This is a genomic window from Aequorivita aquimaris, from assembly GCF_001573155.1.
In the GTDB taxonomy this organism is placed as follows: domain Bacteria; phylum Bacteroidota; class Bacteroidia; order Flavobacteriales; family Flavobacteriaceae; genus Aequorivita; species Aequorivita aquimaris.
Genome location: NZ_JRWG01000002.1, coordinates 358,240 through 377,668 on the forward strand (window position 1 = coordinate 358,240; position 19,429 = coordinate 377,668).

Annotated in this window: 18 protein-coding genes; 2 read left to right on the forward strand and 16 right to left on the reverse strand. The window is 39.6% G+C overall.

Translation table 11 applies throughout. From position 1 onward, the window contains the following. Window positions 1-67: 67 nt before the first annotated feature. The 11 genes from LS48_RS04400 to LS48_RS04450 form a co-directional block, all read right to left on the reverse strand. Entirely contained in the window at window positions 68-604 is a 537-nt protein-coding gene (locus LS48_RS04400) for a 3-deoxy-D-glycero-D-galacto-nonulopyranosonate 9-phosphatase (RefSeq protein WP_062620330.1), read from the reverse strand. After that, window positions 585-1,637, reverse strand: coding sequence for an N-acetylneuraminate synthase family protein (locus LS48_RS04405; RefSeq protein WP_062620332.1), 1,053 nt, complete (start codon window positions 1,635-1,637; stop codon window positions 585-587). Before LS48_RS04405 ends, LS48_RS04400 begins: the two co-directional genes overlap by 20 nt. Next, window positions 1,634-2,389 (reverse strand): cytidylyltransferase domain-containing protein, encoded by a 756-nt coding sequence (locus LS48_RS04410; RefSeq protein WP_062620334.1) that lies wholly within the window; start codon window positions 2,387-2,389, stop codon window positions 1,634-1,636. Before LS48_RS04410 ends, LS48_RS04405 begins: the two co-directional genes overlap by 4 nt. Window positions 2,390-2,399: 10 nt before the next feature. After that, entirely contained in the window at window positions 2,400-3,365 is a 966-nt protein-coding gene (locus tag LS48_RS04415; protein WP_062620336.1) for a hypothetical protein, read from the reverse strand. Between the two features lie 11 nt (window positions 3,366-3,376). Further along, the gene (gene rfbD, locus LS48_RS04420) at window positions 3,377-4,240 is read right to left on the reverse strand and encodes a dTDP-4-dehydrorhamnose reductase (protein ID WP_062620338.1); all 864 of its coding nucleotides are present in this window, start codon (window positions 4,238-4,240) and stop codon (window positions 3,377-3,379) included. Then, window positions 4,237-4,782 (reverse strand): dTDP-4-dehydrorhamnose 3,5-epimerase, encoded by a 546-nt coding sequence (gene rfbC / locus LS48_RS04425; protein WP_062620342.1) that lies wholly within the window; start codon window positions 4,780-4,782, stop codon window positions 4,237-4,239. Before rfbC ends, rfbD begins: the two co-directional genes overlap by 4 nt. 2 nt (window positions 4,783-4,784) lie before the next feature. Next, window positions 4,785-5,642: a glucose-1-phosphate thymidylyltransferase RfbA gene (gene rfbA, locus LS48_RS04430; RefSeq protein ID WP_045080403.1), complete on the reverse strand. Its 858-nt coding sequence runs from the start codon at window positions 5,640-5,642 to the stop codon at window positions 4,785-4,787. A 66-nt stretch (window positions 5,643-5,708) separates the two neighbouring features. Continuing rightward, complete coding sequence (gene rfbB, locus LS48_RS04435) at window positions 5,709-6,719, reverse strand: dTDP-glucose 4,6-dehydratase (RefSeq protein WP_062620344.1); 1,011 nt, start codon at window positions 6,717-6,719, stop codon at window positions 5,709-5,711. A gap of 2 nt (window positions 6,720-6,721) precedes the next feature. Then, a complete protein-coding gene (locus LS48_RS04440) occupies window positions 6,722-8,422 on the reverse strand; it encodes a DUF6909 family protein (protein WP_062620346.1) in 1,701 nt (566 codons plus the stop codon). A 17-nt stretch (window positions 8,423-8,439) separates the two neighbouring features. After that, window positions 8,440-9,942, reverse strand: a complete 1,503-nt coding sequence (locus LS48_RS04445; RefSeq protein ID WP_062620349.1) for a GH3 auxin-responsive promoter family protein — start codon at window positions 9,940-9,942, stop codon at window positions 8,440-8,442. Window positions 9,943-9,948: 6 nt separating this feature from the next. Continuing rightward, window positions 9,949-10,812 (reverse strand): M23 family metallopeptidase, encoded by an 864-nt coding sequence (locus LS48_RS04450; protein WP_062620352.1) that lies wholly within the window; start codon window positions 10,810-10,812, stop codon window positions 9,949-9,951. A gap of 119 nt (window positions 10,813-10,931) precedes the next feature. On the opposite strand from LS48_RS04450, the gene tatA reads away from it, so the two are divergent. Then, complete coding sequence (tatA, locus tag LS48_RS04455) at window positions 10,932-11,123, forward strand: twin-arginine translocase TatA/TatE family subunit (RefSeq protein WP_045080398.1); 192 nt, start codon at window positions 10,932-10,934, stop codon at window positions 11,121-11,123. Window positions 11,124-11,199: 76 nt separating this feature from the next. Here the strand turns inward: tatA and LS48_RS04460 are convergent, their stop codons facing one another. The 3 genes from LS48_RS04460 to LS48_RS04470 all read right to left on the reverse strand — a co-directional run bounded on the left by LS48_RS04460 (window position 11,200) and on the right by LS48_RS04470 (window position 15,139). Then, a complete protein-coding gene (locus tag LS48_RS04460; protein WP_045080397.1) occupies window positions 11,200-12,177 on the reverse strand; it encodes a DUF4837 family protein in 978 nt (325 codons plus the stop codon). Between the two features lie 19 nt (window positions 12,178-12,196). After that, entirely contained in the window at window positions 12,197-13,765 is a 1,569-nt protein-coding gene (locus LS48_RS04465; RefSeq protein WP_045080396.1) for a LysM peptidoglycan-binding domain-containing protein, read from the reverse strand. A 186-nt stretch (window positions 13,766-13,951) separates the two neighbouring features. Then, a complete protein-coding gene (locus LS48_RS04470; protein ID WP_062620354.1) occupies window positions 13,952-15,139 on the reverse strand; it encodes a phosphoglycerate kinase in 1,188 nt (395 codons plus the stop codon). 150 nt (window positions 15,140-15,289) lie between these two features. Here LS48_RS04470 and LS48_RS04475 point away from each other — a divergent pair, with 150 nt between their 5' ends. Continuing rightward, complete coding sequence (locus LS48_RS04475) at window positions 15,290-16,444, forward strand: DNA polymerase III subunit (protein WP_062620357.1); 1,155 nt, start codon at window positions 15,290-15,292, stop codon at window positions 16,442-16,444. Window positions 16,445-16,587: 143 nt separating this feature from the next. Here LS48_RS04475 and LS48_RS04480 read toward each other — a convergent pair whose 3' ends face one another. Both LS48_RS04480 and mnmG read right to left on the reverse strand, forming a co-directional pair. Beyond that, complete coding sequence (locus LS48_RS04480; RefSeq protein WP_062620359.1) at window positions 16,588-17,433, reverse strand: class I SAM-dependent methyltransferase; 846 nt, start codon at window positions 17,431-17,433, stop codon at window positions 16,588-16,590. Between the two features lie 80 nt (window positions 17,434-17,513). Beyond that, entirely contained in the window at window positions 17,514-19,385 is a 1,872-nt protein-coding gene (mnmG, locus tag LS48_RS04485; protein WP_062620363.1) for a tRNA uridine-5-carboxymethylaminomethyl(34) synthesis enzyme MnmG, read from the reverse strand. Window positions 19,386-19,429: the final 44 nt, after the last annotated feature.

The window sequence follows — 19,429 nt, forward strand, 5'->3', positions numbered from 1 at the left end:
TAAATACTGCTTTTTTGAGTTTTATAACCGCCTTCTATAATCTTTGGATAAATGTACCTTCCAAGAATTATTGTTGAATTTTTTTTAAGTCCTGATAAAGCAGAATCGTTTGGTCCATCCTATTATTTTCTATCAAAATAAATTCAACAAATTCTCTAAATACCCCTTCGCCGCCTTTCTTCTGAAGTACTAGGTCAACAATTTCTTTAATATATTCGGGAGCTGATACCGGTGCTCCCGAAAAACCGACATTTTTCAAAAGTTCAATATCATTTAGGTCATCGCCTAAATAAGCCACATCGGCCATAGAAATATTTAGTTGTTCGCAAAGCGATGAAACAATCTCCAATTTTTTTTGAGCGCCTTGATATAGAAAATCTATCTTAAGTTTTTTAGCTCTATTTTCAACAATTTTAGTAGTCTCTCCGGTGATAATCCCAACTGGGATATTATTTAATTTACAGAATAAAACTCCCGCACTATCGTAGGTGTGAAATTTTTTCAATTCGTTACCAGTTTGGTCATAATACATACCGCCATCAGTCCATACGCCATCAATATCCGTAAGTATAAGCTTGGGGAGTTTATTTATTTTTTTTGACATTTTCGGGATATATTATCTCGTTTTTAGGAATAGCGTTAATTACTTTTGCTCCTATAATCACTTCTTTGTCAATCCATTTTATACCATCTCCGGGGCTTAGGAGATGAATATCCTCTGGTTTTATTATTTCCCCAACACTCAAATCTCTCTTTGAGGCTATGGATCTTTCGAGTTTTACGCGTGCAGCTTGAACACTTGGTTCTATAAAAAAGGTTTCCTCACCCATCCAGCGTTCGGCAATGCGAATGTCTCTAACCATTCTCATAACACCTTCTGGACCAAGAGACCCCGCTTGGTCGGTACCTTTCATGCTGCGGTCAATGGTCACGTGCTTTTCAATTATCTCTGCCCCCATTCCTACGGCAACCACGGGAGCAGATATCCCAATTGTATGGTCAGAAAAGCCTATTCTATAGTTTGGATAGTGCTTCTTTAAATATTTTATAGTGTTAAGATTTAAATGGTCTGGATGAGTGGGGTATTCGGAAACACAATGGAGTATGGAAATATGGTTATGCTTTTTTACAATAACATCCAGAGCCTCGTCTAACTCTTTTTTACTGGCCATTCCCGTGGAGAGGATGATAGGTATTTTTGTTTCAGAAATCGTCTCAAGTAGAGGTATATTTGTAAGATCTCTACTTGCCACTTTTAAAAAATCAGGTTCAAAGAATTTTAGCAGTGATGTACAGCCGGGAGAACACAAGGTCTCCACAAAGTCTAACCCTAAAGATTTGGCATGCTTAAAGACTTCAAAATGCTCTTCATCCGAAAGTTCAAGGGCAGCTCTATGCTCGCCATAGGTTTTGCCAAAGGAATTTGGAGTATTATAAGGGCTAGCCATTTGACTCGCAGAAAGTTCTTCATTCAGGTCGCGTTTTGTGAGTTTTACGGCGTTCATTGGCTTCAGGTTCAAACCAAAAAGGTCTTCTTTTATGGGCTTGGTAACTAATTCTGTAATGAGTTTCGCAATATCCACAGAGCCGTTATGATTTTGCCCTATTTCACCAATAATATATGTTTCTTTTTTCATTTAACGTTTTTTAAAGTTTCGTGCCTCATTATATTTAACCATTGTGGATTCTCTTTCACCAAATTTGAAATTTCAAGCGCAGAAAAATTAATCTTGTTGGAAACTATTGTGGCATAAATTTCTTTCAAAAGGTCAAAATCCGCTTTCGTATCAACAGTAAGTCTTAGATCAGCATTCTCTTCAATTTCTTTATTAATCCTCTCAAAATGAATATTAAAGTCCTTCGGGTGTGAGTAAATATAATTGGTAACATGTTCATTGAAAATGGCTTCACTTGTAGATATGGCCACCTTTTTAAGTGCTTTAAGCGTCACTACCTCTGTCCAAAACCCAAAACCGGTTTTTATAGTAGGGGTATAATTATGTTTCGCATAACACCAATAGTCAAAGCTATCATTAATTTGGGCTATCTTATTGTCCAAGGCATTTAAGTCAAGAAAAGGATTGTCTGCGCATATTCTAACAATGTTATCTAGCCTGTAATATGTTGCGGCATCAATAAAGCGTCTCAACACATTTTCTTCACTTCCGATATAATAATTATATCCATACTTATTCCCAATCTCAATTAACCTTTTGTCAGACTCATTAGGAGTCGTGGCAATAATCACCGGAATATTTATGGGACTTTCTTTAAGCCGTTGCAAAATAATTTCAAATATTCCTTTATTCTCATAAAAAGGCAAAAGCATTTTGTTAGGTAGCCTGGTGGACCCTGTTCTCGCTTGAATTATTATTCCTGATTTTGTCATTGATCTGCAACTACTCTTTGGCAACGCGCTTTAAACCCAAATAAATAAATCGTAAGAAAAAGATTAATGAAAATAAAAAGAATAAAAGAATTGGGATCTTGATAATATTCTTAAGATTTGCAAATCCGCTTTCTAAAATATTATAATTTATGCTCACCGGTTTAATAATGGCAACCTCATCTTTGCTTTTTTTAAGCAATTCTAATTTGTCTTTTAACAATACATCCTTGTAACGGAAAATACTATAAAAATCGTTATTGAAACTTGCATAGACTGGGGGATTAGGATTTATTGATGATGATGTTGAAGTTATTGCTTTTATTACAGAGTCAGCTTGATCTAGCATCTTATCGGTTTCTGATAATCTTTGAGAAGTATTCTGAATATAGATTTCTTGATATTCATTAAGATGTTCATTCTCATTAAAAAATCCTAACAATTTTTCAATCAAAAGCTTTGAATCTTTCCCCTTAATGTACACCCTCAGTTTTTGATATTTGTATTGCTTGCTTGTTGTCATATCTTCCACAAACTCCTTCATATCTTGATTTTCAAAAAGTATTCTGAAAACATCGATATTTTCTCTTGATTTCGTGGTAAAATTATAAATATCAACAATAGGTTCAATTTCTATTTTCCTTATGGCTTGATAATGGTCTCCAAATATTGCCTTCAAATACAGAGAGTCTCCCGATTGGATTTTAAAGTTTAGCTCTTCTGATTTGTCATATAGATATTCTACACTTTCAAAATTTGGAATTACAATCAATCTGTTCTCATAAACCTTCACGGAATTTCTATCAAGAAAATATCCTAAAATAACTCCAATGACAATTAATCCAATGATCAGGAAAAGATATTTTCTAATAAAAATTAAAACTTGAAAGAGTAACTTCACTAAACTTTTGAAAATACTCCCAATGGAATTAAAAAGATACCCCAAATCAACCTCTTCCGATGAATTTTGCTGTGCCATATAAACTAATATTATAAATTAATGACTGTCTTTTTTATTACAGATTCCAGGCTTTCCTGCCAATCTATCTGCTTAATATTTAAATTGTTCAATGCCTTTGCGTTATCCAGAACGCTATACTCGGGCCGTGCGGCAAAAGTACGGTAATGGTTTGTTTTTGCAAGATTTGCATCTTTTAATTTTTCGCTTTGCTTAAGTATCTCCTCGGCAAAGCCGAACCAAGTGGTTTCACCGCCATTGCTGTAATGGTAAACGCCATATTCTTTGGAATCTTGTGCAATTATTTGCAACAGAGCTTTCGCCAAATCATTCGCATTTGTGGGCGTTCCCGTTTGTTCGGTGGTAATAGTGAGCGGTTTTCCCGCTTCGGCATGTTTTAAGATAGTTTTTAAGAAATTATGCCCGTATTGCGAATAAAGCCACGAAGTCCTTAAAATAAAGTGTTTTTCAGTAATTTTCTGGATGTAATGCTCTCCCTTTAGCTTGGAAGCCCCGTAAACATTGATGGGGTTTGTAGGGTCGGTTTCCAAATATGGGGTTTTCTTTTTACCATCAAAAACATAATCTGTAGAAACGTGCAGCAAAACAACATCATTCTCATTACAAGTTGAAGCCAAATTTTTCACGGCTTCCGCATTTATTGCAAATGCTTTTTCCTCTTCACTTTCGGCTTGCTCAACCTTTGTGTAGGCAGCGGTATTTATACAATGTGAGAAATTATTCTTTCTGAAATATTCTGCTACCGAACCAGCCTTTTCAATATCCAGTTCTTCTTTTGAAACAAAGACAAACTCAAGGTCGGGATAACCGGCTGCTGCATCTTTTATGCACTTCCCCAATTGTCCGTTTGCGCCTGTTACCAGTATTTTTTTCATGAAACCGCTTCCTCAAAACCGGGAAGTTCCAAATCTTTTGCTGAAATAATAAATTCTTCCTTTGGAAGATACCAATCCAAGGCTAAGGTTGCGTCATTATAGATGATTCCGCTTTCTGAGGCTTTATCGTAATAATTATCACATTTATATGAAAAAATGGATTGTTCCGAAAGCGTAATAAAACCGTGCGCAAACCCACGGGGAACGAAGAGTTGCAGGTGCTCCACATCGTCCAAAACAACGGAAAATGATTTTCCGAAAGTCGCTGAATCTTTCCGAATATCCACAACAATGTCCAAAACCTTTCCTTTTACAACGCGAACCAACTTGGCCTGGGCCATTTCACCCCTTTGAAAATGGAGCCCTCGCAAAACGCCTTTTGACGAAACCGATTGATTATCCTGCACAAAATCAACATTGAGTCCAGTAGTTTTTTCAAAAACCTTTTGGTTATAAGTTTCATAGAAAAGCCCGCGCTCGTCCCGAAAAACGTTCGGTTTCAGAATAAAGCAATCATTTAATGGTGTTTTCTGTAGTTCCAAATCTAATCCAGTTGAAGTAAATGTTTTCCGTAGCCGCTTTTCAGTAAAGGTTCGGCTAACGCCACTAATTGTTCTTTTGAAATATAACCCATTTCATACGCAGCTTCCTCGATGGCGCCAATTTTTAGGCCCTGTCTTTCCTCAATAACCTCAACAAATTGGGCAGCCTGCATCAAAGAAGCGAAAGTTCCTGTATCCAGCCAAGCGGTACCTTTGTCCAGTATGCTGACACTCAGTTTTCCCTTTTTTAAATATTCGTTGTTTACATCGGTTATTTCCAGTTCGCCACGGGCGCTGGGTTTTATGTTTGCCGCAATTTCCACAACGCTATTGTCGTAAAAATAGATTCCGGGAACTGCATAATTTGATTTTGGATTTTTGGGTTTTTCCTCAATGGAAAGCGCTTTTCCGCTTTTATCAAACTCCACAACGCCATATCTTTCGGGGTCTAAAACGTGGTACGCATAAATCACGCCGCCGTCGGGATTGTTGTTTGATTGCAACAATTCCTTTAAGCCAGAACCGTAAAAAATATTGTCGCCAAGTATCAATGCCACTTTATCATTTCCTATGAAATCCTTTCCAATAATGAACGCCTCTGCAAGGCCATTAGGGTTTGCTTGTTCTGCATATTGAAAATTGCAGCCCAGCTTTTTGCCATCGCCCAAAAGTTGTTTGAAAAGCGGCAAATCCTGCGGGGTGGAAATAATCAAAATATCGCGAATGCCCGCATACATAAGTGTTGACAGCGGATAATAAATCATCGGCTTATCATAAACCGGCATTAATTGCTTGCTCACGGCCAAAGTAATTGGGTGCAAACGTGTGCCCGAACCTCCTGCTAAAATTATTCCTTTCATTCTGTGTTTATTTTGCCCCGATTTTACGAATAATCGCAAAAAATATTCGTGTATCCGTGGTTTAAATTACAATCTATCTCGGTTCTTTAAATACCAAGCAATCGTTTTCTGAATTCCCGTTTCAAAATTTTCCTTCGCCTTCCAGCCCAGCTCGTTTTCTATTTTTGAAGCGTCAATGGCGTATCTAAAATCGTGGCCGGGACGGTCTTTTACAAACGTTATTTGTTTTTTATACGAAGTATTCTTCGGCTGCATTTCATCCAGCAATTCACAGATAACATTCGCAATATATAGGTTTTCGCGTTCGTTGCGGCCGCCAATGTTGTAGGTTTCGCCAAGCTTTCCGTTTTCCAAAGCCAAATAAATGCCGCTGCAATGGTCCATCACATAAAGCCAATCGCGCACGTTTTTTCCGTCGCCGTAAATGGGGATTGGTTCCCCGGAAATTGCCTTGCGAATAATGGTTGGAATCAGTTTTTCCTTGTGTTGGTTCGGCCCATAATTATTGGAACAATTTGTGGTTACAACCGGTAAACCGTAGGTGTGAAAAAAACTGCGCACAATAAAATCTGATGAAGCCTTTGAAGCACTGTACGGACTATTCGGCGCATAAGGTGTTTCTTCCGTAAAAAGTCCCGTTTCACCTAGAGTACCGTAAACCTCATCTGTGGAAATATGCAGAAATCGGGCATTTTTGAATTCATCTTTAAAATCATTCGGACCGTTCATCCATGTTTTGTAGGCGCTTTGAAGTAAATTAAAAGTACCTACAATATTTGTCTGAATAAATTCCGAAGGTCCCGAAATGGAATTGTCCACGTGGCTTTCCGCAGCAAAGTGGACTACTTTTTGAAACTGATGTTCGGCAAATAAATTTTGAACCAATTCAGCATCGCAAATATCTCCTTTTACGAAGGTGATTTTATCTGAAACTGCTTCCAAATTCTTCAAATTTCCGGCATAGGTTAGCTTGTCCAGCACGAAAATTTCGTTTTCTGAATTTTTAAGGGCGTATTCCACATAATTGGAACCTATAAACCCTGCGCCTCCGGTAATCAGTACTTTATCGTTTTTCAAAATTAATTTTTAGAAGTGTCTAAAATCTGTTTTAACATCTTTTCGGTAATCAAATAGGTCGGTTTTACCCCTGTGGTGCCCAAGCCGCCCGAAGCCAAAGTGCTTCCGGTTTCCAATGGATTATCCGAAGCGTAATAAGCGTAGCGCACCTTCACTTTTGGGCTAATGCTGCGCCTAATTTTGGAAGCCGCCTGAATCGCTTTTTGATAATGCGCGCCTTCCATTTCCAGCCCAATCACATTCCACGTGGAATTGTGAAAAAACTTAAGCACATCCCTATTTTGGAGCGAAGTTCCCAAAACCGAAATCATGGTTCCCGTATAAACCTTTACATCATCATCCTTAAAGAGCGATTTGTCTATTTGGTTCTTGAACGGATAATTGTCGGCAGTGCCCTCAAAAACGTGGGCGGACGGAATCATGATATCGCCCTTTCCACCTTCCAAAATTCCTGCCTTTCCCATGATGGAAACAGACACGACGTTTAAAAAATGGCGGTTTTTATTGCTGTCCACAAACGGTTTTAGCAGCTCATCCATCGTTTCGTAGGCCTGCTCGCCAAAGGCGTAATCCATCACGATAATCACAGGTTTTTTTGAATCGTCAAGTTCCGTCAAGCCTTCTGTGTAAGGGCTTTCCTTTATTTGGGCGGTATCTATAATCTGAATATCGATATTTGTCCCACTTTGGTCTTCAAGAAAAATCATCCCTTCTGCCAAAGCCGTTTTCGTAACTTTTTCACGCAGTTTTATGTTCGCAGGGCTACTCAAGGCCTCAAAAACTTCCAAGGATTTCTTTTTTGAAAATTCTGCCGCAAGTGCCTTCGGACCGTATAGACTGTTCATCACACTGTGCATATTGGCACTGATGATGTGCAGCGGTCGCTCCAACAAACCATTGTTTTGAAGGGTCTGTTTAATGTGAAACGCCCACAATTCACCGTGGATGTGATGGCCCAAACGCTCCCGCAGCACGGGGCTGAAAGTAATTATGCGTTTGTTATCCGCAATAACCTCGTCTATGGCAAGTTTGCCCAAATAGTAAATGATGTTAAAGAAACGGTTTTCGTTCTTTTCACTTGCAAAAAAGGGATATACGCTTTTTACTTCCTCAAAGGTTCTTCCCAGGAAATTTGCAGTGTGCGTAAGCGCCACTTCTTTTTCTTCCTGTGAAAGTTTGCCTTTTTTTAGAACTGCCTGTTCTAGTTTTTTCCAATCGCGGATTACATCGCCCTTTTCGTTTATGAGCACTTGCTTCATAATCTTGTGCGACTCAATAAAAAGAAACGTTAAGTGCGTAAGTATATCATAGATTTCCGAACGGCCGCGGGTAATTTCAATATTCATCTGTTCCGAATCTATCCGGTAACAATTTCGGCGGCGTTTCAGCGGAATTATGGGCTCGAAATGCGAATTTTTATAGCCTTCATCACTCGTTAAATTGATGAACCTGCATTCCTCTATTCCGTAAGGCAAGCGGTCCATAACATATAATAGGCCTTGCAATTCAATCTTGTCTTCCTTTATGGAGCCATAAATCTCGGGGCGAAGGGTTAAAAGGGATTCCCGCAGTGTTTCTCCCGAAACGCCCATAGGTTTGTAAAACCCACGGTTAAAGAGATGGCGCATAGTGATGTAAAGTCGTTCAATGGCCTGCGTGCTCTCCTGGGCACGTGTTCTGGTATGTGATTTCAATTTATTCATTGGGTGCAAAGATAACACTAATTTTGAGGCTGTATTTGAAGTAATGCATCTGCAATTTTACGGTCGTTGGAAAGGCGTGGTACCTTGTTTTGGCCGCCGAGCTTGCCTTCAGATTTCATAAATTCTTGGAAACTGTCCTTTTTAAGTGAAGAAATTTTTAAGGGTTGAAGCACTTTCCCTTCAATTAAATCGAAATAATAGGAATTTTGCCGTTGCATTTCGGCATCCAAAAACTCAGCGACCTTTTGAAGGTCATCGGGAGCATTTTCAAATTCTACAAGCCATTCGTGGTACGGCAGTTTTTCTTCGGAAGGCGTTATCTGGGGCGCCACGGTGAATTCGGTAATGGAAAAATTAAATTTTGAAATGGCTTTGTTCATCGCCTCTTCCACCTCTTTTCCAATCACGTGCTCGCCAAAGGCCGAAATGAAATGCTTTATCCTTCCCGAAACAATTACGCGATACGGTTTTGTTGAAGTGAATTGGACAGTATCGCCCAAATTATAGGCCCAAAGCCCCGCGTTTGTTGAAATTATCATCACGTAATTAATGCCTATTTCCACTTCGCCAATGGTCAATCGTTTTGGATTTTCGTCAAAAAAACTACTTGCTTCCACAAATTCATAAAAAATTCCCGAATTCAAAAGCAGCAACATTCCTTTTTCCTTTTGGCTGTCCTGAAAGGCGAAAAAGCCCTCGCTGGCCGGAAACAGCTCGATGCTGTCCACTTTTCTTCCTATTAAATTTTCAAATTTGGCGCGATAGGGCTCATAGTTTACGCCACCGTAAATAAACAGGTTGAAGTTTTTGAAAAGGTCGCCAACCTTCTTCCCGGTATTTTGTTGAAGTCTTTCAAAATACATCTGCACCCACGACGGAATGCCGCTGATGACGGTCATATCCTCACTTTTGGTTTCCTCGACAATAGCGTCCACTTTGGTCTCCCAATTCTCGATGCAGTTGGTTTCCCAGCTCGGTAAACGGTTTTTTTGAAGATAGGCGGGCACGTAATGTGCTACGATACCCGACAGCCGACCCAATTTAATGCCGTTCTTTTCCTGCATTTCGGGGCTTCCCTGCAGAAAAATCATTTTGCCGTCCACAAAATCTGCGTTTCCGGTTTCGTTAATGTAGCAAAGAATTGCGTTGCGCGCAGCCTCAATATGGTGGGGCATGGATTCCTTGGTAAGCGGAATGTATTTGGCGCCCGAAGTAGTTCCGGAAGTTTTGGCAAAATAGAGCGGCTTGCCGGGCCACAATATGTTTTCTTCCCCTGAAACCACACGTTCTACATAAGGTTTCAATGCTTCGTAATCGCGAATGGGGACTTTCGCCGCAAAATCTTCAAATGAAGATATGTTTTTAAAATCGTGGTCTTTTCCGAAAGCAGTATTCTTTGCTTCTAAAATTAATTTTTCAAAAACCTTTTGTTGTGTTTCAACGGGATTTTTGGCCCATTTTTGAATTCGGAGCGCGACAATTTTTGAGAATATTTTAGCTGAAACGGATTTTAGGGACATAGGCTATCAATCAAAATCGATGAAACTTGTTGGGTTTATTGGAAAGCCATCGCGCCAAAGTTCAAAATGTAAATGCGGGCCCGTGGTGAGCTCGCCCGTATTGCCAACGGTACCAATTACTTCGCCGGCTTTCACAATTTCGCCCTGTTCCTTGGTAAGCATTGCGTTGTGTTTATATACCGAAATGAGATTATTGTCGTGCTTCAAAATAATTACATATCCCGTAGCGACCGTCCATTCGGCGAAAATGACAGTACCATCCGCAACGGCCTTAACGGGTGAATTTTTTGCCGTTACCACATCTACCGCATAGTGTTTGGCCTTTGAATCATAGCCTTCGGTAATGGTTCCCTTTACAGGTGCAAAAAGTGTATATTGTGGCACTTGACGGGCAGTAAGGGGGTTATACTTGTCTTCCTTTGCAACGGTCTCGCGCAGGAGTGAATCTTTGCGGGAAGTGCGTATTAAAACCGAAGGATCCGTTTTTGCCACTTCAATGAGGGAATCCTTGTTGAAATTAACCGTTTTTACGTCGCCTGTGAGCACTTTTTTGATAGACGCGAGGTATTGCTCATTTACATCGAGAATCTGCTGCAGCGAGTCTGTTTTGTAAGTCAATTGCGTAGCGCGTTTTTTAAGCGCGGTGGAAGAATAGCCCGGAATATATTCACGAAGGGGCGTAAAAGCAATGATTACCGTGGTTGCCAAAATAAGAAACAATGCGAAAAGCGTGCTAAAAACGAATACGTTCAGCCTATTCAGTTTAAAGGAAAAGCGCTCCTCAAAGGTTTCCTCGTTCAGGATTACCAGTCGATATTTGTGCAAAAGCTTCCTTCTGAACTTTTTGGCTCTTTTTTCTTTTTGGGTCATAAACTGCAATTGCTTTTTACAAATATAAAATAAACTGAAGCCCTACACGCTAAAGTTAGTGTCAAAACGTTGTATCTAAACATTTCTTGTTACCTTTGCGTAATTAAATTTTTAAAATCATGAGTGCATTGTTTATTCCTTTAGGTGTTATTGGTCCTTGGCAGATTGTATTGATTGTTGTGATCGTGTTATTACTTTTCGGGGGAAAGAAGATTCCAGAACTTATGCGCGGTCTGGGTAGCGGACTTAAGGAATTTAAGGATGCTTCCAAAGAAGAACCTGCAGACAAGAAGATAGACGATAACAAATAATATTTTTTTACACCCATAAAAAAAGAGCCTTTCAGTTTAAAATTGAAAGGCTCTTTTTTATTGCTTTATTCGAAATTTACTCAATTTTGGCCGACTTCAATATTGATTCTAGCTCAAACTGAAGATCTCTTTTAGAAACTGCAGGGGCGTAAGTGAAGCCTTCAAGTATTAAATAACGGTTATTTTTTTCATCACGTACAGCATAATTTACAAAGGGTCCACCCATCCAATCGTCCTTTACTTCCCAAGTGCCTTTGGTTTCATACGCAAATTTTCCGTCTATTTTTGTAGTGAAAAGGTACGGAGCATAGGCATCTTCGGTAACAAATTGGCCATCGTCCTCCACGGGTAGCAGCTTGCTGCCCACTGAATCACGGATTTTAATGATGTCGCCCACGGCAGTGCTGTCGTTATCAATCATTGAAAGAGGGACTTGATATACCAAAATGTTTGTTGTTCCATCCTTTAAATCTTTCCGCATCCAGAAAAAACTGTCGGTTGCCTTTGCAATTCTATAAGCGCTTGGAATTTGCATAGTTACGCCCATAGCTTTTTTAAGCGAATCGGTCTTCATTAACGAAATAGCGGTTCTGCGCTGTCTTTCCTTTATTTCGGAAGCTTGGAACTTTTCTATTATCTGGGGGGCATTTTTATTGATCAGTTCTACTAATTTCTCTTCGGAAGTTGCTTTTATGATAGCTCCCGCCTGAGGTTTTGCATATTCATCTGTCGTGATGGATACTTTGTCTTCATCACTCAAAACCACATATAAAAAAAGCCTGTTACTACGGGCAAACCCCGTAAAAGATTCAGGCGACATTTGATTCATGGAAAAAAGCGGTTCGTCTTGGGGAAGACCATCGGTAGGAGCTGCAAAGTTATTGCGGATAGCTTCACCTACAATGCCATTCCAAAGATCGTTTGGCGTGATAATCTGAAGGGCATTTATGTTGCCAACCGAGTTGGGAACTAGTGATTTGTCCTTTTTACCGCCACTGTTGCAAGAAGAGAAAGCAACAATTAGCGCTAACAATGCGATATTAATTATTTTCATGTAAAGGATGTTTTAGGAACTATCCTTTATATATTTTAAGTTTAGTTCCGGGCTTTATGTTATTGCCACTAATATCGTTCCATTTTTTGATATTTTGAACCGAAACTCCGGGAAATTTTTGCGAAATGCTCCATAATGAGTCTCCATTGCGCACGGTGTATGTTTTTTCCGAAGAGACACTCTGAGATTGTGCCGGTGCATTGCTGGCAATATCCTGAGCGCTCTTTTTAGGATAAATTATCAAATTCTGTCCCGCCTTTAGTGTATTACCGCGCATTCCATTCCAGCTTTTAATCTGGCTAACGCCCACTCCATATCTCTCAGCAATTCTACCCAAATAATCACCCCTTTTTACACGGTAGCGTATTTTTTCTGGTTGCTCATAGAGTTCGGGCATTGGCTTTTCGGCATCTTCCTGTTCATTCTGTGCAAAGGCGTAGATGGCATCTTCGTTGGTCACGAAAGTACCTACGGCAGTCAATGGAAGACGAAGCATGTAATTTTCATCTTTTACCACAGGGATAATTCCCAACTTATAGGAAGGATTCAAAAATTCCAATTCTTCTTTGTCAAGATTGGTAAGTTTAGCTACTTGATCTAACGTAATTTGCTGTTTCACCCTAATGGTATCGGTTGCAATATAAGGGATTCTCGGTGGACGTTTTTGAAAACCGTGCTCCTGTGCATATTCAAAAATGTACATAGTGGCCAAAAATGCGGGAACATATCCAGCGGTTTCACGTGGAAGATAGTTGCGAAGATTCCAGTAGTTTGTCTTTCCACCTGAACGGCGAATAGCCTTTGAAACATTTCCTGGACCGGAATTATAGGCGGCGAGTGCCAAATCCCAATCGTTGAAGCTTGCGTTTAGGCTCTTTAAATATTTGCAGGCGGCTTCAGTGGCCATAATAGGGTCAGATCTTTCATCAACATAAGAGCTTACATCAAGTCCAAACATTTTACCGGTTGGGTACATAAATTGCCAAAGTCCCGTTGCGCCAACCCTTGACTGTGCCCGTGGATTCAAGGCAGATTCCACAATAGCCAGATATTTTAATTCCAAAGGTAAATTATGTCGATCCAGCTCCTGTTCAAACATAGGAAAGTAATATTCACTTAGCCCCATAAGCCGCTCCAAACTTCCGCGACGATTCTTTAGATAATGCTTGATAACACTTTCCAGGGAAGGATTGTACTCTACTTTAAATGGGGTGCGTGCATCTAGGTCTTTTAAGCGTTGTTTCAGAACCTCGGTGGGTAATTCGTCATAATCCACCATATCGTACTCCTGATTCACGACACTGTTATAGATATCTTCAAAAAGATCTGATTTATACAACTCCTTTAGCCATAGACTGTCCTTTTTACGGGCTAGCGCCATATCCTTTAAATCGAATATAGTACTGTCTTTAAGGGAAGTAGCCACTACTGTGGAAGGCAATTCTTCAGCAATTTTTGAGACTTTAATAGAATCGATTACCTGAACTTTTTTCGTGTTCAACTTTTTGCTGTTCTTTTTACCCTGTTGGGCAAAACTTATACTGCAGGCCAGCAACAGCACAAGGGGAAAGATTTTGTTTAGTTTCATCAGCTTTTAATTGCGTTTGGGGGATTATAACAAACTCGCTTGATTAATACCTTTTCAAGGGTTAATTTATTTGAATTCCTAAAAAAATGTAACGCCTTTTTAAATAAAAAATTTTATCAAAAATAATGATTTCGCGAAATTACACAAATTTCACGCTCAAAATGCTTATTTCGTGATATTTAACTTTTATTGCAATAGCGCCTTGATACCAGGCAAGGTTTTTCCTTCAAGCATTTCCAGCATTGCGCCCCCTCCTGTAGATACGTAACTCACCTTATCTGCGAGGTTAAATTTTTGGACTGCCGCCACAGAATCACCGCCCCCGACTAGTGAAAAAGCTCCATTTTGAGTTGCCTTGGCTATAGTATTGCCCAAGATTTTGGTGCCTTCGGCAAACTTCTCCATTTCAAAGACGCCCACAGGACCATTCCACAGAATAGTTTTGGAATTGATAAGTACCTCTGCAAAATTTTCATTCGTCATGGGCCCCACATCCAGCCCCATCCAGCCTTCCGGAATTTCATCTATAGCTGAAATTTTTGTATCGGCGGTCTCGGAAAAACTGTCGGCAATTACAGCGTCAACGGGCAAATGTACCGAAACTTGCTTCTTCTTTGCTTCTTCCAAAATTTCCAAGGCAAGTTCCTGTTTATCATCTTCAACCAGAGAACTGCCTATTTTACCACCTTGGGCCTTTATAAATGTAAAAGCCATTCCACCACCGATAATCAAGTGGTCAATTTTATCGAGTATGTTTTCTATAATCGTGATTTTCGAGGAAACCTTCGCGCCTCCAATAATAGCGGTAACCGGTTTTTCATTGGTTTCCAGCACTTTATTCACGTTTTCAATTTCCGAAGCAAGCAAAAGGCCGAAGCATTTGTTTTCAGGGAAAAATTCAGCAATAATCGCTGTTGAAGCGTGGGCACGATGTGCAGTTCCAAAAGCGTCATTTACATATATATCTCCAAGTTTTGAGAGTTTTTCAGCAAACGCAGAGTCTCCTTTGGTTTCTTCTTCATAATAGCGCAGATTTTCCAGTAATAAAATTTCGCCAGATTTTAAATCGGCTACGGCGTTTTCTACCTTTTCCCCTATACAATCATCTACAAATTTTACCTGTACTCCGAGAATGTTTGACAGTGGTTTCACAATATGTTGCAGGGAGAATTCCGATTCCCTATTTTTTGGCCTACCAAGATGGGACATTAGTATACAACTACCGCCATCCTCAAGAATTTTGAGGATAGTAGGTTTTGCGGCGACCATTCGGGTGTCATCGGTTACGTTAAAGTCTTCATCGAGCGGCACGTTAAAATCCACACGAATCAAAGCCCTTTTGCTTTTAAAATTAATATCGTTAACTGTTTTCATTCTTCAAAATTTTATCTGCAAATATAGTTTTTTTGATGTTCCCCGCACGGCGGAATCTCGGGGTTAAATATAATTTTCAAAGGTTTGACAAGTAAATATGGAATATAAAATTTGCGCTTCAAGGAACTGTAAAATTGCTTAGATTTGCGAATGGATTTTTCAGAAGTAATTGGTCACAAGCATATAAAATCTCACCTTGTAAAAACTGTTGAAAACGGCCGAATCCCGCACGCACAGCTGTTTTCGGGCGTTAATGGCAGCGGTTTATTACCAATGGCAATAGCTTATGCGTCAGAGGTACTCAGTAGCCAATACGAAAAGGGCAGTGCCGAATATATTTCCTGCAGAAACAAGGTTTCAAAATTGATGCATCCGGATCTTCATTTTGTGTATCCTGTAAACACGAGTGATATCGCGAAAAAAAATGCTATTTCAGACAATTATGCTGAAGGTTGGCGCAATTTTGTTTTAAATAACCCGTACGCCTCTCTTTTTGAATGGCTACAGAGTCTGGGACTCGAGAAAAAACAAGGCAATATCAGCAAATATGAGGCTGAAAACATTTCAAAAAAACTATCATTAAAAGCTTTTGAGGGAGGTTATAAAGTGATGATTATCTGGATGGCGGATAATATGAACAGTGAATGCGCCAACAAAATCCTAAAGCTCGTGGAAGAACCCTCGGAAAAAACTTTACTGCTGCTATTGACGGAACGGGAAGAGCAGATTATATCCACCATTCGTTCCCGTTGCCAAAAGTTAACATTTCCGTTGTTATCCGAAACAGATATTGCCGCAGCTCTCACAACGAATTTAAAAATAAAGGAACAGTTGGCAGCTCAGCTTGCCCGTAGAGCACGAGGCGATTATAACAAAGCGCTACAATTACAGGAAGAAACTGGAGAGGATGAAATTTTTGAGAAATGGTTTATCAGTTGGGTACGCACCGCATTTAGGGCCAAAGGAAACAAAGGTGCCATAAATAATCTACTGGACTGGAGCGATGAACTTGCTTCGCAGGGTCGGGAAACGCAAAAGAAATTTTTCAATTATTGTATTGAAGTATTTCGCCAAGCGCTTTTGAAAAATTACAGTGCGGATCCACTTTTGTTTTTTGAAGCGAAGGATGCCACTTTTTCACTTCCGAAATTTGCCCCTTTTGTACATCAGAATAATATTTTCGGAATTATTTCGGCTTTGGAAGATGCCTCGTACCACATTGAGCGAAATGGAAATGCGAAAATAATTTTTACTGATCTTTCCATTAAATTGACCCGGCTGATCCATCAGCCTGAATTTGCATAAGTGAATCTTATATCAATTTAATTATTATAAATTTCATTTATTATTAACCGCTGCTTATCCTTTGTTTTAAGAAAAGAACTCTCGATAATCCTATATGAGAGTCCATTTCCTTACTTTTGCGCCTTAAAAGAGCGCAAAATCGTTTAAATGGATTTTTTGAAGCAATAGACTTGCGAAGAATACTCCTTTGAGTGTTTTGCTTTTATATTTGATAATAAACCAATCCAAAAAGCCTTCAAAGAAAATTTTCTACCTGTTTTATACTTTTCGGAAAGAAGGCTTACATAGAACGAATCAAAAATCATAGGTTCTATTTTTTTTAGATGAAAATTTTCCGCAAAAAGATTTTTCATGGATTCTTTTGAAAAGTGCCAAAGGTGCCTAGGAACATCATAAGCCGCCCAAAATTTCCCGTAATACCTTGCGTCAAAACTTTTGAAATTTGGAACTGCTATAATTAAGGTGCCCTGTGGTTTCACCAATGCTGCTAATTTTAAAATCGTCTCTTCCAAATCTGGAATATGTTCCAAAACATGCCAAAGTGTAACCACGTCAAATTGCTTGCCTTCAAAATCATTTAAGGAAGCTTTCAAGTCAATGCCTTTTTCCAAAGCCAATTTTGCGGCATTTTTGTTTGGCTCCATTCCGTGAACCTGCCAACCTTTTACTTTTGCAACTTTTAAAAAATCTCCGGTACCCGCCCCGACATCCAACAAAGAACCAACCTCCCCATGTTGTTGTAAAATCAATTTAGCCTTTTTTTGAAGGGACCATTTTTTAACCAATTGGTAGAGGCTCGAAATCAAACCGCGCTTTTCATCGGTATGCGAAATGTATTCCTGGCTTTCATAATATTTAGGAAGTTCCTCAATTTTTGGCTGCGGAAAGGTTTTCAGAAAATCCGAATCGGTATCGTGTACCAACTCAAACGTTTCTCCTGAAACCAAGTAATCCTTAACCGATAAATATTTCTTTTCGTGATTTTGCAAGCAGAAAGGTTTAATTTATTAAATAGATTTTAATGAAGCTCAGGGATCAGAAGGAAAGTGTTCCACGTGAAACAATGGCCCTAACGCCCCATATACACCAAAAGAACCGAAACATCATTTGGCGAGACACCACTTATTCTTGATGCCTGCGAAACGGTTGCGGGTTTAATTTTTGTGAGTTTTTCACGGGCCTCAAAGGAAAGCGACTTTAATTTTGAATAATCAAAGGAAGCGGGAATTTTTAAACCTTCCAGCCTATTTAATTTGTCTGCATTGTTCTTTTCCTTATCAATATACCCTGAATACTTAACCTGGATTTCGGCTTGTTCAATCATTTCAGTGTCCAAACCATTTTCCTCAATATACTTTTTTACCGAAGGAATCTTCTTCATGTCCTCCATCGTTACTTCAGGCCGTGAAAAGAATTTGAACATCTTGTCACTTTGATCTACCAAGGCAGATTCCCGCGCAAGAAATATCGGGTTGATTTCTTCCGGAGCTGCACTGGTTTCTTTAAAAAATTGAACAAAAGCACTTGCCTTTTCTTTCTTCTTTTCCATTTTACGCATACGCTGTTCGCTTGCCAATCCAATTTCAAATGCTTTTGGCGTTAACCTAAAATCGGCATTATCTTGTCGCAACAAAGTTCTGTATTCCGCACGCGAAGTAAACATTCGGTAGGGTTCTTCCGTTCCCTTGGTAATAAGGTCATCAATCAACACGCCTATATAAGCCTCATTCCTTTGAAGTATAAAAGGTTCCTTTTCGTGAACTTTTAAATGTGCATTTATTCCTGCCATCAAACCTTGGGAAGCCGCTTCTTCATAGCCCGTGGTGCCATTGATTTGTCCGGCAAAATACAAGCCTGGAACTAATTTTGTTTCCAAAGTGTGTTTCAGTTGCGTTGGCGGAAAATAATCGTACTCAATAGCATAACCGGGGCGAAAAAACTTCACGTTTTCAAAACCAGCAACTTGACGCAAGGCTTTAAACTGAATATCCTCCGGCAAGGAGGTTGAAAATCCATTAATATAATATTCTACCGTGTCCCATCCTTCTGGCTCTACAAAAAGTTGGTGCCTGTCCTTATCCGCAAAACGATTTATTTTATCTTCAATGGAGGGGCAATATCGTGGGCCAATACTTTTGATTGCACCGTTGAACATTGGCGATCTATCAAACCCTTCACGTAAAATATCGTGTACATCTAAACTAGTATAACTCATATGGCATGAGCGCTGGTTCTTTAAAGGTGCAGTTTCATCAGAAAAAGAAAACTTTTCGGGAACATCATCACCAGGCTGTTCTATCATTTTGGAAAAATCCAATGAGCGACCATCTACTCTCGGAGGCGTTCCCGTTTTCATTCTTCCTGCCTCGAAACCCAAATTTATTAAATCCTGGGTTATTCCAGTGGAGGCTTTTTCTCCCGCTCGTCCGCCCCCAAATTGCTTATCCCCTATATGAATTAATCCATTTAAAAAAGTTCCGTTTGTTAGGACAACACTTTTAGCTTTAATTTCTAAACCCAGTGAAGTTCTAACCCCTTTAATTCTTCCATTTTGAACAATAATTCCTGAGATCATTTCCTGATAAAAATCTAGATTTGGAGTTTGCTCAAGCATAATCCGCCAAGTTTCGGCAAAACGCATGCGGTCACTCTGAACCCGAGGACTCCACATAGCGGGTCCTTTTGATTTGTTGAGCATCTTGAATTGAATTGCAGTTTTATCAGACACAATTCCGCTATAGCCGCCAAGAGCATCAATTTCTCGAACAATCTGTCCCTTTGCTATGCCCCCCATTGCCGGGTTGCAACTCATTTGCGCTATTGTTTGTAAGTTCATTGTAACCAATAGGGTTTTGGAACCCATATTGGCGGCAGCGGCAGCAGCCTCAGATCCTGCGTGGCCAGCACCAACAACAATTACATCATACTCTTTTGGAAACATATCACTATTGTTCCACGTGGAACATTTTCATTAAATCAATTTTT

Bases quoted from the DNA above. Each gene is read 5' to 3' on its own strand.
- LS48_RS04400 (WP_062620330.1), bottom strand. From the start codon at position 604: ATGTCAAAAAAAATAAATAAACTCCCCAAGCTTATACTTACGGATATT.
- LS48_RS04405 (WP_062620332.1), bottom strand. From the start codon at position 1,637: ATGAAAAAAGAAACATATATTATTGGTGAAATAGGGCAAAATCATAAC.
- LS48_RS04410 (WP_062620334.1), bottom strand. From the start codon at position 2,389: ATGACAAAATCAGGAATAATAATTCAAGCGAGAACAGGGTCCACCAGG.
- LS48_RS04415 (WP_062620336.1), bottom strand. From the start codon at position 3,365: ATGGCACAGCAAAATTCATCGGAAGAGGTTGATTTGGGGTATCTTTTT.
- rfbD (WP_062620338.1), bottom strand. From the start codon at position 4,240: ATGAAAAAAATACTGGTAACAGGCGCAAACGGACAATTGGGGAAGTGC.
- rfbA (WP_045080403.1), bottom strand. From the start codon at position 5,642: ATGAAAGGAATAATTTTAGCAGGAGGTTCGGGCACACGTTTGCACCCA.
- LS48_RS04440 (WP_062620346.1), bottom strand. From the start codon at position 8,422: ATGAATAAATTGAAATCACATACCAGAACACGTGCCCAGGAGAGCACG.
- LS48_RS04445 (WP_062620349.1), bottom strand. From the start codon at position 9,942: ATGTCCCTAAAATCCGTTTCAGCTAAAATATTCTCAAAAATTGTCGCG.
- LS48_RS04450 (WP_062620352.1), bottom strand. From the start codon at position 10,812: ATGACCCAAAAAGAAAAAAGAGCCAAAAAGTTCAGAAGGAAGCTTTTG.
- tatA (WP_045080398.1), top strand. From the start codon at position 10,932: ATGAGTGCATTGTTTATTCCTTTAGGTGTTATTGGTCCTTGGCAGATT.
- LS48_RS04460 (WP_045080397.1), bottom strand. From the start codon at position 12,177: ATGAAAATAATTAATATCGCATTGTTAGCGCTAATTGTTGCTTTCTCT.
- LS48_RS04465 (WP_045080396.1), bottom strand. From the start codon at position 13,765: ATGAAACTAAACAAAATCTTTCCCCTTGTGCTGTTGCTGGCCTGCAGT.
- LS48_RS04470 (WP_062620354.1), bottom strand. From the start codon at position 15,139: ATGAAAACAGTTAACGATATTAATTTTAAAAGCAAAAGGGCTTTGATT.
- LS48_RS04475 (WP_062620357.1), top strand. From the start codon at position 15,290: ATGGATTTTTCAGAAGTAATTGGTCACAAGCATATAAAATCTCACCTT.
- mnmG (WP_062620363.1), bottom strand. From the start codon at position 19,385: ATGTTTCCAAAAGAGTATGATGTAATTGTTGTTGGTGCTGGCCACGCA.